Annotated in this window: 13 protein-coding genes; 2 read left to right on the top strand and 11 right to left on the bottom strand. The window is 58.0% G+C overall.

What is annotated here, in order from left to right; translation table 11 throughout:
• Nucleotides 1–25 precede the first annotated feature (25 nt).
• The 6 genes from C8K63_RS10105 to C8K63_RS10080 all read right to left on the bottom strand — a co-directional run bounded on the left by C8K63_RS10105 (nucleotide 26) and on the right by C8K63_RS10080 (nucleotide 6,977).
• Nucleotides 26–1,246 carry a hypothetical protein gene (locus C8K63_RS10105; protein WP_256594922.1) on the bottom strand — a complete coding sequence of 407 codons (1,221 nt, stop codon included), beginning with the start codon at nucleotides 1,244–1,246 and terminating at the stop codon, nucleotides 26–28.
• Between the two features lie 35 nt (nucleotides 1,247–1,281).
• The gene (locus C8K63_RS10100; RefSeq protein WP_108216575.1) at nucleotides 1,282–1,776 is read right to left on the bottom strand and encodes a CS1 type fimbrial major subunit; all 495 of its coding nucleotides are present in this window, start codon (nucleotides 1,774–1,776) and stop codon (nucleotides 1,282–1,284) included.
• Nucleotides 1,777–1,807: 31 nt separating this feature from the next.
• Complete coding sequence (locus tag C8K63_RS10095) at nucleotides 1,808–2,551, bottom strand: pilus assembly protein (RefSeq protein ID WP_108216574.1); 744 nt, start codon at nucleotides 2,549–2,551, stop codon at nucleotides 1,808–1,810.
• Nucleotides 2,552–2,593: 42 nt separating this feature from the next.
• Entirely contained in the window at nucleotides 2,594–3,844 is a 1,251-nt protein-coding gene (locus C8K63_RS10090; protein ID WP_108216573.1) for a hypothetical protein, read from the bottom strand.
• A 3-nt stretch (nucleotides 3,845–3,847) separates the two neighbouring features.
• Complete coding sequence (locus C8K63_RS10085; RefSeq protein ID WP_108216572.1) at nucleotides 3,848–6,373, bottom strand: CS1-pili formation C-terminal domain-containing protein; 2,526 nt, start codon at nucleotides 6,371–6,373, stop codon at nucleotides 3,848–3,850.
• Between the two features lie 109 nt (nucleotides 6,374–6,482).
• Nucleotides 6,483–6,977, bottom strand: a complete 495-nt coding sequence (locus tag C8K63_RS10080; protein WP_223531167.1) for a CS1 type fimbrial major subunit — start codon at nucleotides 6,975–6,977, stop codon at nucleotides 6,483–6,485.
• Between the two features lie 512 nt (nucleotides 6,978–7,489).
• Here C8K63_RS10080 and C8K63_RS10075 point away from each other — a divergent pair.
• Both C8K63_RS10075 and C8K63_RS10070 read left to right on the top strand, forming a co-directional pair.
• A complete protein-coding gene (locus C8K63_RS10075) occupies nucleotides 7,490–8,065 on the top strand; it encodes a PadR family transcriptional regulator (RefSeq protein WP_108216571.1) in 576 nt (191 codons plus the stop codon).
• Nucleotides 8,062–8,844: a siderophore-interacting protein gene (locus tag C8K63_RS10070; protein ID WP_108216570.1), complete on the top strand. Its 783-nt coding sequence runs from the start codon at nucleotides 8,062–8,064 to the stop codon at nucleotides 8,842–8,844. The genes C8K63_RS10075 and C8K63_RS10070 overlap by 4 nt, the downstream gene beginning before the upstream one ends.
• Before the next feature lie 553 nt (nucleotides 8,845–9,397).
• Here C8K63_RS10070 and C8K63_RS10065 read toward each other — a convergent pair.
• From C8K63_RS10065 to C8K63_RS10045, 5 genes are read right to left on the bottom strand one after another with little or no spacing between them, the layout of a single operon-like run.
• Nucleotides 9,398–10,660, bottom strand: coding sequence for a hypothetical protein (locus tag C8K63_RS10065; protein ID WP_371920751.1), 1,263 nt, complete (start codon nucleotides 10,658–10,660; stop codon nucleotides 9,398–9,400).
• Between the two features lie 17 nt (nucleotides 10,661–10,677).
• The gene (locus C8K63_RS10060) at nucleotides 10,678–11,154 is read right to left on the bottom strand and encodes a CS1 type fimbrial major subunit (protein WP_108216569.1); all 477 of its coding nucleotides are present in this window, start codon (nucleotides 11,152–11,154) and stop codon (nucleotides 10,678–10,680) included.
• Between the two features lie 54 nt (nucleotides 11,155–11,208).
• Nucleotides 11,209–11,952, bottom strand: a complete 744-nt coding sequence (locus tag C8K63_RS10055) for a pilus assembly protein (protein WP_108216568.1) — start codon at nucleotides 11,950–11,952, stop codon at nucleotides 11,209–11,211.
• Nucleotides 11,953–12,011: 59 nt separating this feature from the next.
• Nucleotides 12,012–13,271, bottom strand: coding sequence for a hypothetical protein (locus tag C8K63_RS10050; protein WP_108216567.1), 1,260 nt, complete (start codon nucleotides 13,269–13,271; stop codon nucleotides 12,012–12,014).
• A gap of 34 nt (nucleotides 13,272–13,305) precedes the next feature.
• Nucleotides 13,306–15,828, bottom strand: a complete 2,523-nt coding sequence (locus C8K63_RS10045) for a CS1-pili formation C-terminal domain-containing protein (protein WP_108216566.1) — start codon at nucleotides 15,826–15,828, stop codon at nucleotides 13,306–13,308.
• Nucleotides 15,829–15,906: the final 78 nt, after the last annotated feature.

The raw sequence follows: 15,906 nt of genomic DNA, 5'->3' as shown, positions 1-15,906 counted from the left end.
TCTTGCTGCAATTTTTACCGGAGCGTCACACATCCGAGTCCCAGATAACGGTGATGTTGCCGCTGAACGTGTCATTGAATCCGGTACCCACTACTACATCGATGGAGGGCTTATAGACCTCGAAATGCAATTTCCCCGCTTTTCGATCCACATAAAACCCTGGCTGAAAGGGTCCATACCAAACGCCGTTTTTCAGCCAGAGGTCCTTGACCGGCCCGTTGTTGCCCTCGATTCCGTCGGGCAGACTGAGTCTTGTGTCCACAAGGGCGAATTTCGTCCTTCCCCACAAAGGGCAACTGTTCCCGCTCGGCTGACTGCACTGCATCATGACTCTGAAGCGCGACGACGCCGAGATGTAAAACAATTGGTCACGGTAGATGCGGGTCGGCTTGCGACCACTCTCGATCCAGGGTCGCCAGCCGCCCTCCGGCTCCAGCGTCACCTTGTTCCCACCCGGTGGCAGGTCGACCTTGAGCGTGTGTTGAACATCCAGTACAAAATCGAGGCTCAGCAAACTGTCGTCCGGCACCATCATCGGCCCCACGTCGAAATCCGCGGCTGGCCCGACGGAATAAACCATCGATCCGGTGTAAAGCCCGGATGACATACCCAAGGGATTGGGGGTGCGCAGCTCATAGGCAAAATCCATATTCTCGAACGACATGCTCGGGATGGTAAAGGCGGGCAACTTGGTACACGCCGCTTGCACGGGCGTCTTCCAGAAAAAACGATAAGCCGAATCGTTGTAGCTTCCCACACCGCTGTATAGACAAGGCGGTGCTGCGTAAACCCAACTACGGTCGGTCCAAAGCTTTTGATGGCCTTCGAGCATGTCTGTTACCCCCACCAGGTTGGCGGCTGTATCGCTCAGCACATATCTTGAACCCATGCCAATGATGCGTATTTCAACGGTCTCCGTTTCCTGGGTGTCGCGATTGGTGACAGTCAGCTGCCGCCAATTGGCGGGCGCTTTCACCCCCACACCACCACCGCCGGGCACGACGGCGCGAGTGGAATTGAAACGAATCGGCACCTGAATGCTGAACGTTTGGTTGGCCGCACATTCGGAAGGATAGATCGCGCAATAACCACTGTTGGGCGTCTTGTTGATAAACACATTCCTGTTCGGTTGCGCTGGATCGGGCGTGAACAATGCGCGGATCTCTTGATTCGCCGCCTCTGCCGAAGGCACGCACAGCGTCATCAGCAACGCCAGTTTGCCGGTCAGTTTTTTCAAAAAGCCCATTAGTGTCATCCCCGATAGATTCGTCGCTCGATATTTCATTCTCCCGGCGCCCTGGCGTTGAACAACAGCAAGACGTTGCCGGCGTAATCACCCGCGCGGTATCCCCCGACCGGTTTTACCGGGTCGATCTCCAGCGCCACCCGCTTGCCCGTCGCGGCTTCTTCCCGAGACACGACCTGGCCCATGACAGTACTCAGTTCAACGCCGTTGAATCTGACCCGTAGCGCGATGTCATCGTCCGGCCTGCCGTTCGACAGGTAGGGCGTACTTTCCAGGCGCGCTTCAATCGCGCTGGTGTCGTGGCGCACGTCGAAGTTCTTGCGCAGGCTGCCCAAGGTTGATGTGGGGTAGCTCCAGAGCAGTGGCTGTGGCCGGTGAATCCAGTTCGGTTCGGACGGAATGATGTAGAAAGCCCGACTCGGAACCGTCAGCGATACTTCGAAGGTGTGCTCCTCGCGAGCGGCCCAACTCATGGTGCTCATCAGTCCAGTGATTGCCATCAATACGACGACGGCGCATTGCTTGCTCATATTCATTACCTACCCCCCATGGAAGCAGCCGTTAACGGCTCACTACCTTCAAGTCCTGTTTACGTTCGCCTTCGATCAACTTGAAACGGTATTCACGGCCCTTTTCCTTGTCGAAGCCGAATGACTTGCCCGCCAGAACATGGTGTTTGAGGGTGGCTCCACAATCGCTCTCCTTGCTCAATGAACAGCTTTTGAACTCATCGACGACGAGCACCGAGTTGCCGTTGTTGCGCAGCTCGTAACGGCTGTCGGTTTCAGTGATGGCTGTCTCGAAACGGACGTCTTTGGGTCGCACGAAGAAAATCGTGCCGAATCCGGTCATGACGTTGACGCCGGCGCTCAGGGTCTTTTTGTAGTCCTCGCGCTCTTCGCCGCTGACCACGAATTCGTCCTCCTTCTCCGGCACCACCGGCACGAAACGCACGCGAAAATAACGCTCGCGGTCACGTTCGCCCATGTACAGCAGGCGAGTGCCCTGCATACCCTGCGCCGGCACGATCAGCCGCGCGGGGCTGGCCATCAGGCCATTGCGCGACGCCTTGTCAGCCGCGGTTTCGACCGGGATTTCCCGAGACGTGCCGTCAGCCTCATAAACGATCTCCAATACGTTGACCTTGACGAACGCGGTGCTGTCACCGCTGTTGAAGACCCGCTTCAGGTAAGTACTTTTGTCGCCATCCAGATAGTCATAAACAGTGCCGACATTGATTTGCGGCCCGGCGTTGGCCGCCATGCAAAACACACTGAGCATCGACAGCAAAAACAGACGTGTCATGTTTTCAATCCCAAAAATTAAAAAAATGGAGGGGCCGGACGCTCAAACTTCCGAATCCCAGATGACGGTGATATTGCCCTTGAGCGTGCCGCTGAAGCCGGGACGCAGCAGAAAATCGATCGCGTCCCGAGGCATCTCGAAACGCAGCGAACCTGGCTTGCGATCCAGATAATGACCAGGCTGAAACGGGCCTACCCAAACGTTATTCGTCAGCGAGACATGATTGATCGGGCCATTGCCGGGGCCGGTGATGCCCGCGGGCAGGCTGAGCCGGGTCTCCACCTGTGTGCTGCTGCCGTTCTCGCCGCGCAGATCGCATCGAGTACCGCCCGGCGATTCGCACTGCATCATCACGCTGAAGCGCGAAGACGCTGAGATGAAAAAGGCCTGATCGCGGTAAACCCGCGTCGGCTGGCGACCGCTTTCGATCCAGCGGTTCCAGCCGCCTTCGGGTTCCAGCGCCACCTTGTTCCCACCCGGTGGCAGGTCGACTTTCAGGGTGTGTTCTACATCCAGGTTGAAACTGAGCGTCAGTACCGAGTCATCCGGCTGCATGATGTCCCCCATGTCAAAGTCCATTCCGGGCCCGACGGTGTAGGTCAAATCACCGTAGTACTGGCCCGAAGACATTTTCAGCGGGTCGGGTGTACGCAGTTCGTAGCCAATCTGCATCCGTTCATAGGTAAAACCCGGGATGCGGTAATTGGCCTGAGCGGCGCACACGTTCGTTCCGGACGTCAGCCAGAAGAACGTTCTGGCGTCTGGCCACGCATACATGCCTCCGGTACTTCTGCACGGCGATGGCGGTGCCCAGGTCCAGTCGCCCAACAGGCGTGTGTGCCAGCCGGGCCATGTCGTGGGCTCACCTTCGCCCACCAGGTTTTCCGCCGTATCGGAAAGAATGTAGCGGCCACCGATCGAGACGATCCGCACTTCCACCTCGGCCTCCTCCTGCGTGTCGGCATGCCGCACGCTCAGTCTTCGCCAGTCGCCTGGGACCCGAAACATCGGCGCCCGACGCGGGTCGTTATGCCCGGCCTCGATCGCACTGACAGACTGGAAGCCGATTGGTATCAGCAGAGAAAACAGGTCTCTCTCCTTGCAGAACGCAGGTTGACTCTGGCAATGCCCAGTGACGGGGGTCACGTTGATAAATTCGTTGTGCATCGGTTTTGCCGGGTCGGGGCGAAACACCGCACGGATATCCATGGTTGCGCCCGACGCCGATTCACCTGCCAGGCTCAACATCAGTAATACCGTCAGGCCCCCCAGCGAACGTACTGACCTTTTCATCACTCAACCCGCCTTCTGCTCGGTAAAGGTGATATCGGCCAGGGTGTCCGGCGTACACCGCAGGTCACCGATCATCAGCACGTTGTTTTCGCTGCGATGGCGGTCGGCCTCGAGACGGAACTGGCACAGCAACTGGTTGCCTTGACGCACTTCCAGCGTTGGCGAACCGGCGTTCATTTCCATCGAGAAGAAACCATCGACCTCTGTCACGCCACGACTGGCGTGGTTGATCACGTGATGACCCTTGAGCGGCTGCCCTTGCGAATCGACCAGCCGGCCCAGCACGGTCAGGGTTTTCATCACCCGCACCTTGCGGTACTCGACCCCACCCTTGTTCAGGTGATAACGGGTGCGTGCCGGTTCGATGGTGGCCGCCGGTACATGGTTGCCTTCGAAATCGAAACTCACCGAGCTGTTCTGGTACGCGGTGATGGGAATGAAGTTGCGTCCCGGCTTCAGCGCCGCGCTGCCGCCGCTGTAATCGTCGGCGCGCAGGGCAATGTCGTCGATGTCCGACTCGACATCGACAATCAGCCCGGCACCGCGCATCTCATGCTGGCTGGTCAACACCATCTGCTGGCCGCCGAGGACCAGGGTACTGTCCAGGTTGAGGCCGCCGGTAAAATTGCCGTTGAAGGACGAACGCTGAACGAAACCATCACCATTGATCGCGTCGGTACGAAAGTTGGCGAGGCTGGAAACGCCGACGCCGTAGGTATCGGTGAGCGCCGTCACCGAGACGTTTTGCAGTACGTGATCTTTCAGGTCTTTGCGCCAGCCAATGGAGGCGTTATTGTCGCGACCGCCGTCCCGTGCCGTGCGCGAACCGATGCTGCCGCTGATCTGCTGTCCAGGTGCGCCGAGTGCCAGGTTGACGCTAAGGTCGACGCCGCGATTGCGATCGTTGCCACTGCTGAAACTGCCCGGGCGATCGAACAGCGACAGCCGCCAGTTGCCGTCGCTGCCAAACAGATTGGTGCGCTGGTTCCAGCCCAGATCGACGCCGACGCCTTCGACGTTGCCCTCGCTGTGGGATACCCGGGCATTGATCGTGCTTTTGCTGCTGAGTCGATGATTGAGTGCCAGTGAGGAGTTGCTGGTCTCACCGACGAACACATTGCGTTGGCGCACACGGGTGCCATCCGGCAGGGTTTCGTAAAGGTTGGTGGTGTCCAGCCAGCTGCGGTTGTGGCTGATCACCACGCTGCCGGCGCCATAGTTATAGAGGCTTTGCAGGTCCAGACCGGTGCCGTGGTCCTGCGTCTGATAGACGTTGGCGTACAGGCTGATGTGATTGGCCAGGGTCCAGTCGACGGAACTGCCGTATTGCAGTTTTTCGCGAACCTGCCGCGCCGACAGCCCCAGAATGACCCGTGGGTGCGCCAGGTAATTGACCGAGGCCCCGGCCGTGGCGCTGCCGCTGGACTGCTGATTCCAGTTGCTCCACAGTTTGCTTTCTTCCCCGGCAAACAGGTTGTAGCGCCAGCGCTCGTCGAGGTTGCGCCAGTTGTTGGGCTTGTACACCAACTCTTGAGTGCTCGAGGTGATCTGACCGTCCTCGATCAGGCGCACTTCGACTTCATAGATGCCTCCCGGCAGCGGTCGGGTGTCGAGGGTCTGCAAGCCGGCGGGCACCGACTGGGTATTGATCAACAGACCGTCGCGATAGATTTCCACCGAGCCCTGGCGGTTGGCCGTGACATAGATCGGATAGACGCTGGGCATCGGACTGTTGATGGCGAGGCTGTCGGAGCTGCCATACATGACGCCGACAGCCGTGTCGGGACTGGTGCCGAACGTGCGCGGCTGGCGGGTCAGTCCTTCGGAATTGGGGGTGAAATAGCCCAGACGAAAGAAGCTGCCTTGCAATTCGCGCTGGGTGTAAAGCTCATGGACTGCGTGATAAAGCTTGTCATCCGGACCGCCAAGGCGGGCCAGCTGTGTGTTGAATGTCTGGCTCCAGTTGCCCAGGCTGGCGCTGGCTTCAAGACCGAAGCGTCCGCCCAGATCCTGTTGCTGCCCTCCATTGAGATTGAGCTGGTTGCGTACCATCAGACCGCTGCTGCCGCCATCGGGCTGCTCGTAATAACGCTTGGCCTCGACGTCTCGCTCAGCATTTTCGGTGAGGATCGAGACGAGGGAGTTCTCCAGGTTGTAATGCACGGCCAGCACCTGATCCGGACACGAACCGGTGCACGCGCCCAACAGTACGCCTGGCTTGAGATAACTGGCCCACTTTTCCCGCTCGGCGGCGCCGAAGCGGTTTTCGCTGGTGTCGGTGAATTCAAGCAACGTGATGCGATCATCGCGAGACAACACCACCATGGCCTCCCCCAGCGGTTGCTGATCGAGCTCCACCCGAACAGCCAGAGGCACATCAAAGAAATGCTCCTCGAAATCTGCCGGCAGGCCTTTGGCCTGAGCCAACAGACTTCGCGGTGTCGTACCGACGGAAGAAACGGGAGCCGCCGCAGCACTGGCACAAAACAACAGCGCAAGCGCAGCCGCGATGGGTGTCATCGGGAACATGAACTCTTACTCTGGTTACGAACGGGTTGGAATCCGGCGGACAGGCCGGTTGGCTTGTCCGCCGGTTAACGCCACTTGAGCAGTTAGCGTTTGTTGCCTTGAAGTTCGATCAACGCGTGGCGACCGGAGCAACGGCGTCGAAGGTCATTGCGACCACACCGGTGTAGTCGCCCGGCTGGAAGGTTGTGCCCTTGGCGGTGATTTTCAGCGGCGCGCGGTAGTTCGCGTCGGACTCGGATTCACCCACGACCAGTTGTGGAGTGAGCGTCAGTTCCTTGTTATTGAACTCGACTTTCAAATCGATCGACTGAGCACCAGAGATCAATTTAGGTGCACTTTCCAGACTGGCGTGAACCGAGCCGTTATTGTTGCGCACGTCGAAGAATCCATTGACTTCTCCCATCTTGCCAGTGGCTGGCTGGAAGCTCATGTCCTGATCCTTGTTGACCAGATCAGGGTCGGTTGGCACTACGTAGAAGCCATTGGTTGGCACGTGAGCGATGAGATTGATCGAGTGAGCAGCCTCGCCCGCAGCGAAAGCCATGGAGGATTGGAGAGCCAGAACAGCCAGTGGGGCAGCGATTGCGAATTTCTTGAACATCATTCAGTACCTGTTTTCTTTTAAGGGTTCGGTTCATTGAAAGTTCAGAGACAGCTCATACCGGTAAAGGCCGCTTGCCGTGCTCTTTCAACGCCGAGGCATGATCGACTTATCGCTCTGGAAAGTAAGCAGGCAACTTCCTATGAGCTCGTAGTTAAACTACCTCATGACCAGAAAGACAAAACCGCAAAAAATCGAAATATCAAACAGTGACTGTAAGTTACGCCCTACATACAGTTTTATTGAAAAAACCAGACAGCAGTTCCAGCCAATATACATAGGGACTTTTACGACTTTAGAATATAAGCTCAAAAAACTTTAGAGTAATAACTTTAAGATTCTTGAATAGCCGGGTGTTCGTAGGAAGAGAGGCCGGCGGTAGGTTTTTTCGATGAATTCCACACATTCTACTGCGTCACCGCTCGTCGGCATGAGGTCGCCTCGCATGGAAAACGCCTTGATCGAGATAAAAGATATATCTTAAGTTGTATCTAAACACGACGAGAGAAGACGAAATGAGAGACCATCATTCCCCCCATCGCGAACACGGTGACGGCCGCGACGGCTTCGAGAAGCGCCCCGGCCGCGAACGCGGTGGCCGCGGCCCACGGGTATTTGCCCCCGGCGATCTGAAACTGCTGCTACTGGCGCTGATTGCCGAACAGCCGTGCCACGGCTACGACCTGATCCGCCAGATCGAAGGGATGTTCGATGGCGCCTACAGTCCCAGTCCCGGTGTGATTTACCCGACGCTGACGTTCCTTGAAGAAAGCGAACTGATCCAGGGTGACGCCGAAGGCGGAAAAAAACGCTACACAATCACCGACGCCGGACGTCTGTCTTTAAGTGAACAAGCGATTGCCCTGGACGGCGTGCGCATGCGCATCGAAGTCAGCAAGCGCTCATTGCGCGGCCATGACCGTCCCGCCGAAATTCACGAAGCGGTGCACAACCTGCGCCACGCCCTGCAAATGCATCATGGCCGCTGGAGCCCCGAAGAAATCCTGCGGGTACGCGACTTGCTCAACAACACCGCCAAAGCCATCGTCGACGGCCCTGCCGTTGAACCGGTTCAGGAGAACGCCGAATGACTGAAGTGATCACCGCCATTGCCCGTGTCATGCACGACATCAAACGCCGTCGTCTGGAAGTGTTGCGCGTGGTCGACCTGACCCCGCGCATGCGCCGGATTACCCTGGGTGGCCCTGAGCTGGCAGGTTTCGTCAGCCTGGGTACGGACGACCACGTCAAACTGCTGTTCCCGCAAAACGCCGAGCAAGCTGCGGCCCTGGAAACCCTGGTGCCGGGCGCCGGCAAGGACAACGGTCCGCAGCCTGAAATGCGCGACTACACGCCGCGTCGCTACGACCTGAACACCCTGGAGCTGGACATCGACTTCGTGCTGCACAGCGACGGCCCTGCCTCGACCTGGGCCGAGCAGGCCAAACCCGGCCAATTCCTGCACATCGCAGGGCCGCGGGGTTCGATGATCGTGCCGGACATCTTCGACAGTTACCTGCTGATCGGCGACGAAACCGCCCTGCCCGCCATCGCCCGACGCCTGGAAGGCCTGGCGGCCAACCGTCGTGCGTTGGTGATCGTGGAAGTGGAAAACGGCAAGGAACAGCAAGTGCTGCACAGCGCGGCCGAGGTCAATGTGATCTGGGTGCTGCGTGAAGGTGGCAAGGACAATCTGCTGACCACCGTGCGCCAGATCCAGGTGCCAGCCGGCAGCCTGTACGCGTGGGTGGCGACCGAGAGCAAGGTGTCGCGGCAGATTCGTCGGGTGTTGCTCGATGAGCATGGGCTGGACGAGCAGTTCGTCAAGGCGGTTGGTTACTGGAAACTGGCTGGCAGTGACGAGGAATAAAGATCATCCATAGTCAGCCGAATATTCTGTGGCGAGGGCGCTTGCCCTAATGCCAGTCAGTTAAGCGTTTGAACACCGCAAACCTTGTGAGAGCGAGCTTGCTCGCGATGACGATTAGACAGTCACACAAGGGGCGCCTGACGGTCCGCTATCGCGAGCAAGCTCGCTCCCACAATGTCCGGGCTTAACTGACAGACATTAGGGCTTGCCCGCGATGACGGCGGCACATCCGGTATTGATGTGACTGACAGGACGCTATCGTCGGAACGCCGCCCGGACCAAGCTCGCTCCCACAATGTCTGGGGCTTAACTGACTGGCATCAGGGCCAGCCCGGCAACTTGATCATCGGCCCGTTGCGCTGGCTGTGTCCGGCCTGAAAGAGGCGTCGATATTGATCGCGGCAGCATTCGTTACGGCAGAGAACCAACCCAGTGCCGTCATCAGCACGAACCTGAGGCCCATTGCCGCTCCATTATATTTTTTCCAGGAAACATGATTCCCACCTAACCATACGGAGTTATTGAGCGCCCGGTACAAGTCATGGAAAGCGATTCACACTTCCGAATCCCAGATCACCGACACCGTGCCCGACCAGGTATCGCCCTCGCGCTTGAGCATTTCTTCCACACCTTCCCTTTGCACTTCGAAGTGCAAGGTGCCAGGCCGTCGGTCGACATAGAAGGAAGGTTGAAACAGCTCGGTCCCCGCGCCGCTGACCCGCAGCGGCAGGCGGTTGACCGCACCACCATCGATGTTCGTCAGGCCGTTGGGCAAGCTCACCAGTACCTCCAGCGGCACCTGGCTACCGGCAGCGTTTTGCACGGCGCAGGTATCGCCAATCTGGCCCGTGCCACACTCGAGCTGCATCTTGAAACGTGAACTGGCCGAGAGGTTGAAGGTCTGGTCGCGGAACAACTTTGCGGGTTTGCGGCCCTGATTGAGCCAGGCTTGCCAGCCGCCCTGGGGCTCCAATTGGATACGGTTGCCACCGGGCGGGATTTCGACCTTGAGGGTGTGCTCCACCGTCAGGGTGAAGTTGAAGACGATGTTGTCGTCGCCGGGCAGCATTACATCGCCCATATCGAAGTCTTTGAACGGCCCCACGCTATAGGAAATACTGCCCGTGTAAATGCCGGCGTCCATTTCCAGAGGCTTAGGAGTGCGCAGCTCATACGCCACATCAAGGTACTGATACACCATTCCAGGTATCGGGTACCGGGCCAACTTCGAACAGAACCCTTCAACGGGTGTTTTCCAGAAGAACGCATAACCTCTGGCCCCATACAGTGCCAGGCCGGTGCCTAAGCAAGGCCCGGGCGCATAGAGCCAGTCGCTCCCCCATAATTTTCTGTGTGCATCAAGTACGCTGACCGCCCCCGGAACAAGCTCCACGGCGCTGTGACTCAGAAGGTAAGCACTGCCGATTCCCGAAATGCGCAGCTCCACCTCGGTTTCATCACCCGTTGCAGGGTTGACCACCGTCAACGTCCGCCAATCGGCGGGCGCCTTGAGGGTGGCGCCCTGACGATGGTCACTATGATTGGCCTCAATGGTCGTACGGGAATTAAACGTCAACGGCAGTCGAAAACTGAGCTTGCATCGGGTCGGATAGTTGGCGCAGTAACCGCTCGACGGCGTGGTGTTGGTGAACTCGTTTTTCAGTGGATCACCCGCATCCGGGCGAAACGAAGCCTTGAACTCGACCTCGACCGCATGGGCCGATAAAGAAAACAGCACCGCTGGGAAGGCCAGCCAGAGTCGGCGGCATACCTGCCTGAACATGCGATCCACATTGCCGCTCACAAACTTCATCATTGATGCCCTCTGGTGTTTCACGGGCTCATCGCCTCGAAAATCATATGCACGTTGCCGTGGTAGTCGCCGGCCTTGAAGCCGTCCGGGCCTTCCAGCGCAGCGATTTCCAGAATCACCCGGCGGCCCGGCCGGGCGTCGTCCACCACCGGCTGGCTGTCCAGCGTCAGGGGGACTTTGTTGAAGGCCACGTTCAAGTCGATCTCGTCCTGGCCATTGGACAAGTACGCCCGCTCACTCAGGCGCGCCGATATCCCGCCATTGATATTCTTCACATCAAAGTTGGCGCGCAGCGGGCTGAGCGTTGAAGTGACCGGGTTCCAACTCAGGCGCTGTTCGCGCTCAAGCAGCTGCGGATCGACAGGCAGTACATAAAAGCTCGCAGTCGGAATGGTGACCGACACTTCAAACTGCTCGACGAAGCGTGCGGCCAATGCCACAGGTCCCAACGCCGATGTCATCACCAACACGGTCGTCATGACTAATTTACGAAGCATTTTTTTCACCGTTACTTGCAGGCCATTGGGTTGAGGTCAAGAGCGCCTTCATTGTTAGTTCCCTGCCACGCGCAGGCTCTTGGTCTGTGTGCCCTCAACCAGATTGAAGCGATACTCACGGCCTGGCTGTTTATCGAACTGGAAAGTCCGACCGGCAAGAATGTGATGTTTGGTAGTGGGTTGACACTCCTGCTCGCTTTTCACTGAACAGTCCTTGAACTCATCGATCACCACCACCGTGTTGCCGTTGTTGCGGATCTGATAGCTGGCCGTGCCGTTATCGATCACGCTGTCAAAGCGTGTTTCCTTGGGGCGCACGAAAAACACTGTGCCGTAGCCAGCCAGTACGTTAACGCCGGCCGACAGGCCTTTTTTGTAGTCTTCGCGTTCTTCGGTGGACACCGCGAACTCATCTTCTTTCTCCGGTACTACCGGAACGAAGCGCACCCGGAAGTAACGCTCTTTATCGCGCTCGCCCATGTACAACAACCGCGTACCCTGCATGCCATTGGCCGGCACGATCAACCTGGCCGGACTGGCCATCAAACCATCACGGGCGCTGGCGTCGGCCTGAGAGGTCAGCGGGATTTCCCGTGCCTTCCCATCGGCGTCATAGACGATCTCGAGGATATTGACCTTGACGAAGGCGGTGCTGTCGCCACCGTTGAAGACCCGTTTCAGGTAGGTGCTTTTATCGCCATCGAGGTAGTCGTACACCACCCCGACATTGATCTGCGGCCCGGCTTGAGCCGCCTGAGAAAGCAGATAAAAACCGAATAATGCCAACAGGTGTTTCATAACGTTAAACCTCAATTAATAAACACAACCGAACCGGGCCGTTATGGCCCGAACGCCGCTTAAACTTCCGAATCCCAGATCACCGTGACGTTGCCCGAATATTGCTTTGCAGCACCATCGTTCAACATTTGTTCGACCTGATCCCTGGTGATCTCGAAGTGCAAGGTTCCCGGTTTGCGATCGACATAGAAACCAGGTTGAAACAGCTCGGTACCACTGCCGTCGAGCCGCAATGGACGAAGTTTGACCGGTTGCCCGTTGGCGTCTGTCAGGCCGTTGGGCAAACTCACACTGATATTGAGTGGCACAATATGATCGGATTCGGGATCGCGCACAGCGCAGGTATTGCTATCGGAGTATTGGCACTCCAACTGCATCTTGAAGCGGTTCGACGAAGAGATATTAAATGTCTGGTCACGGAACAGCCGCGTGGGTCTACGCCCCTGATTCAGCCATGCCTGCCAGCCGCCTTGAGGCACCAATTCAACCTTGTTACCGCCGGGAGGTATTTCGACTTTGAGGGTGTGTTCGACGGTCAGGGTGAAGTCGAGCTGGATGACCGCGTCTGAAGGAACGACGATGTCGCCAAGATCGAAATCGCCGTTAGGTCCGATCGAGTAGACCTGTGTACCCTCATAGATCCCCGTGGACATCTTCAGCGGATTGGGCGTACGCAGTTCATAGACGAAGTCCAGGCCCCGATAGCCAAAGCCGGGAATCAGGAACTTGGCCTGCTTGTTACACACCGCTTCCTCAGGGGTCAGCCAGAAGAACGCGTAGTGGTCAGGACCGTAATAGGCGCTGACGATGGAAATACAAGGACTCGGCGGATTGTCCCAACGCTCCCCCCACAACGCTCTATGACCCCTATAGTTATCAGGGTTGCCGGTGAGCTCCTGCACTGTGTGACTCAGTTCATAGCGACCGGCTATCCCGGCAATACGTACTTCCACCGTGGTCTCTTCGCCGGATTGGCGCTCCTTGACCGTCAAGGTGCGCCAGCCCGCCGGCGTCTTGATCATCGCCCCCTTTCGTACGTCTGCGTGGTTGGGCTCGATAGGGCCGTTGAGCGCAATTACCTCGTGAGAGCGCAGACTGAATACATTGTGGGCCTTGCAGTGCTGCTGCAGCGTCTGGCAGACCCCTTCATTGGGTGTCGTGTTCTTGAATTCGTTTTTCAGCGGATTCCCCGGATCCGGGTTGAAGGTGGCTGTAACCTGCTTAACGACCGCCCCAGCCTCCATGGCCGAGACCGACAGACAGCAGCCGACCAGGATCACCCTTAGCGTGTGCCATTGATAAATAGTCCAAAAGCTCATCGTTTTACGCGCTCCAAATAGTAGGTAACCTTCATCAGCCGGCTCTCTGTACGGCATTGGTGGTATCCGCCAACGTATCCGGCGTACAACGCAAATCCCCGATCATCAACACATCGTTCTCATTGCGCGCACTGCTCGGATCAAGTCGGAACTGGCACAACAACTGGTTGCCGTAACGCACTTCCAGGGTCGGCGAACCGGCCTTCATTTCCATGGAGAAGAACCCGTCCACTTCACTCACGCCACGGCTGGCGTGGTTGATGATGTGGTGGCCCTTGAGCGGTTTGCCCTGGGGGTCGACCAGGCGGCCGAGCACGGTCAGGGTTTTGCTGATGGTGATCTTGCGGTAGTCCACGCCGCCCTTGTTCAGGTGATAACTGGTGCGGGCCGGCTGGATACTGGCCGCTGGCGGGTGGTTGCCTTCAAAGTCGAAGCTCACCGAACTGCTCTTGTAGGCAGTGATCGGGATGAAGTTGCGCCCGGGACGCAAGGCGGTGCTGCCACCGGTCAAGTCGTCGGCGCGCAGGGCGATTTCATCGAGGTCGGATTCGACGTCGATGATCATCCCGGCACCGCTGCCTTGATGCTGGCTCGTCATGACGACGTGCTGGCCGCCCACGGCAACGGTGCTGTCCAGGTTCAACCCGCCGGTGTAGTTGCCATTGAACGACGAACGCTGGACGAAGGCATCGCCGTTGATGGCTTCGGTCTGGAAGTTCGTCAGGCCGGACAGCCCGACCCCGTAGGTATCGGTAATCGCGGTGGCCGACACGTTTTGCAGCACATGGTCCTGCAGGTCTTTGCGGTAGGTCAGCGAGGCGTTGTTATCGCGGCCCCCATCACGGGAAGTGCGCGAACCGATGCTGCCGGACCATTGCTCACCCGGTCCGCCCAGCGCGAGGCTGACGGTCAGGTCGAAGCCACGGTTGCGTTGGTCACCGCTGCTGAAAGTGCCGGGCCGGTCAAATACCGAGAATCGCCAGTTGCCATCGCTGCCGAACAGCTGGGTGCGCTGGGTCCAGCCCAGATCCAGGCCTACGCCTTCACTGTTGCCGTCGGTGTGAGAGATTCGGCCGTTGAGCGAGCTTCTGCTGCTGATCCGATGATTCACCGACAACGACGAAGTGCTGGTCTGGCCGACAAACACATTGCGCTGCCGCACCCGAGTGCCATCGGGCAGGGTTTCGTAGATTTTGGTGGTGTCCAGCCAACTGCGGTTATGGGTGGCGAATACACTTCCGGTGCCATAGTTGTACATCGCTTGCACATCAAGACCGGTGCCATGGTCCTGGGTCTGATACACGTTGGCAAAGAGGCTGGTGTTGTCAGCCAGGGTCCAATCGACCGACGAGCCATATTGCAGTGCGTCCCGAACCTGGCGCCCCGAGACGCCGAGAATGAGCCGTGGATGCAGCAGGTAGTTGAAGGCGGCGCCGGCGGTCATGTCGCCGTAAGCCTGCTCATCCCAGTTGCTCAACAACTTGCTTTCCTGCCCGGCGAACAGGTTGTAGCGCCAGCGCTCATCGTAATTGCGCCAGTTGCTCGGTTTGTACACCAGTTCCTGGGTAGTGGAGGTGATTTGACCGTCTTCGATCAAGCGCACTTCCACTTCGTAGATCCCGCCGGGCAAGGGCCGCGTATCCAGGGTTTGCAAGCCGGCATCGACCGGTTGGGTATTGATCAGCAAGCCATTGCGAAAAATCTCCACCGAGGCCTGACGGTTGGCGGTGACATAGATCGGGTAAACGCTGGGCTTGGGGCTGTTGATCGCCAGGCTGTCGGAGCTTCCGTACATGAGGCCCACGGCCGTGTCGGGGCTGGCACCAAACGAACGTGGCTGGCGGCTCAGGCCTTCGGAGTTGGGGGTGAAATAACCCAGGCGCATAAAATTGCCCTCCAACTCACGTTGGCTGTAAAGCTCATGTATCGCGTGATAAAGCTTGTCATCCGGGCCGCCCAGACGGGCTAGCTGCATATTCAGATTCTGGGTCCAGTTGCCCAGGCTGCTGCTGGCCTCCAGCCCATATCGCCCACCCAGGTCCTGATCCTGGCCACCGTTGAGGTTCAGCTGGTTGCGCAAGATCAACCCTGTGCTGCCGCCTTCCGGCTGCTGGTAATAACGCTTGGTTTGAGTGTCGCGCTCGGCATTTTCAGTGAGAATCGACACCAATGAATTCTGAAGGTTGTAATGCACGGCCAGCATCTGCTCCGGGCAACTGCCTTCGCAGGCGCCAAGGGCCACGCCTTTTTGCAGGTAAGCCGCCCAGGTTTCACGCTCACTGGCGAGAATGTTGCTATCGCTGACATCGGCAAACTCAAGCAGGGTGATGCGATCATCGCGGGACAATACGATCATCGCCTCACCCAGAAATTGTTGATCAAGTTCCACCCGAACCGCCAAAGGCACATCGAAGAAGTGCTCTTCGAACTCGGACGGCAAACCTTTGGCCTGAGCGAGCAAACTGCGGGGTGTCGTGCCATTGTCAGTTGGCGCGGCCAGTGCACTTGCGCAAAAAAAAAGTGCGAGCGCAGCCGCGATGGGAGTCATCGGGAACATGAACGGAATACTCTGAGAATGAACGGTTAACGCTGTAAAAAGCCCGGCCGACAGGGGAGACTGCCGACCGGTTTTTGA

Source organism: Pseudomonas sp. GV085 (assembly GCF_003050925.1).
In the GTDB taxonomy this organism is placed as follows: domain Bacteria; phylum Pseudomonadota; class Gammaproteobacteria; order Pseudomonadales; family Pseudomonadaceae; genus Aquipseudomonas.
Note: the sequence above shows the minus strand (reverse complement) of the source record. Positions and strands in the feature narration are given on the sequence as shown.

Excerpts from the sequence above, each read along its gene's own strand:
- C8K63_RS10105 (WP_256594922.1), bottom strand. The coding sequence starts at position 1,246 with ATGGGCTTTTTGAAAAAACTGACCGGCAAACTGGCGTTGCTGATGACG.
- C8K63_RS10100 (WP_108216575.1), bottom strand. The coding sequence starts at position 1,776 with ATGAGCAAGCAATGCGCCGTCGTCGTATTGATGGCAATCACTGGACTG.
- C8K63_RS10095 (WP_108216574.1), bottom strand. The coding sequence starts at position 2,551 with ATGACACGTCTGTTTTTGCTGTCGATGCTCAGTGTGTTTTGCATGGCG.
- C8K63_RS10090 (WP_108216573.1), bottom strand. The coding sequence starts at position 3,844 with ATGAAAAGGTCAGTACGTTCGCTGGGGGGCCTGACGGTATTACTGATG.
- C8K63_RS10085 (WP_108216572.1), bottom strand. The coding sequence starts at position 6,373 with ATGTTCCCGATGACACCCATCGCGGCTGCGCTTGCGCTGTTGTTTTGT.
- C8K63_RS10080 (WP_223531167.1), bottom strand. The coding sequence starts at position 6,977 with ATGATGTTCAAGAAATTCGCAATCGCTGCCCCACTGGCTGTTCTGGCT.
- C8K63_RS10075 (WP_108216571.1), top strand. The coding sequence starts at position 7,490 with ATGAGAGACCATCATTCCCCCCATCGCGAACACGGTGACGGCCGCGAC.
- C8K63_RS10070 (WP_108216570.1), top strand. The coding sequence starts at position 8,062 with ATGACTGAAGTGATCACCGCCATTGCCCGTGTCATGCACGACATCAAA.
- C8K63_RS10065 (WP_371920751.1), bottom strand. The coding sequence starts at position 10,660 with ATGATGAAGTTTGTGAGCGGCAATGTGGATCGCATGTTCAGGCAGGTA.
- C8K63_RS10060 (WP_108216569.1), bottom strand. The coding sequence starts at position 11,154 with ATGCTTCGTAAATTAGTCATGACGACCGTGTTGGTGATGACATCGGCG.
- C8K63_RS10055 (WP_108216568.1), bottom strand. The coding sequence starts at position 11,952 with ATGAAACACCTGTTGGCATTATTCGGTTTTTATCTGCTTTCTCAGGCG.
- C8K63_RS10050 (WP_108216567.1), bottom strand. The coding sequence starts at position 13,271 with ATGAGCTTTTGGACTATTTATCAATGGCACACGCTAAGGGTGATCCTG.
- C8K63_RS10045 (WP_108216566.1), bottom strand. The coding sequence starts at position 15,828 with ATGTTCCCGATGACTCCCATCGCGGCTGCGCTCGCACTTTTTTTTTGC.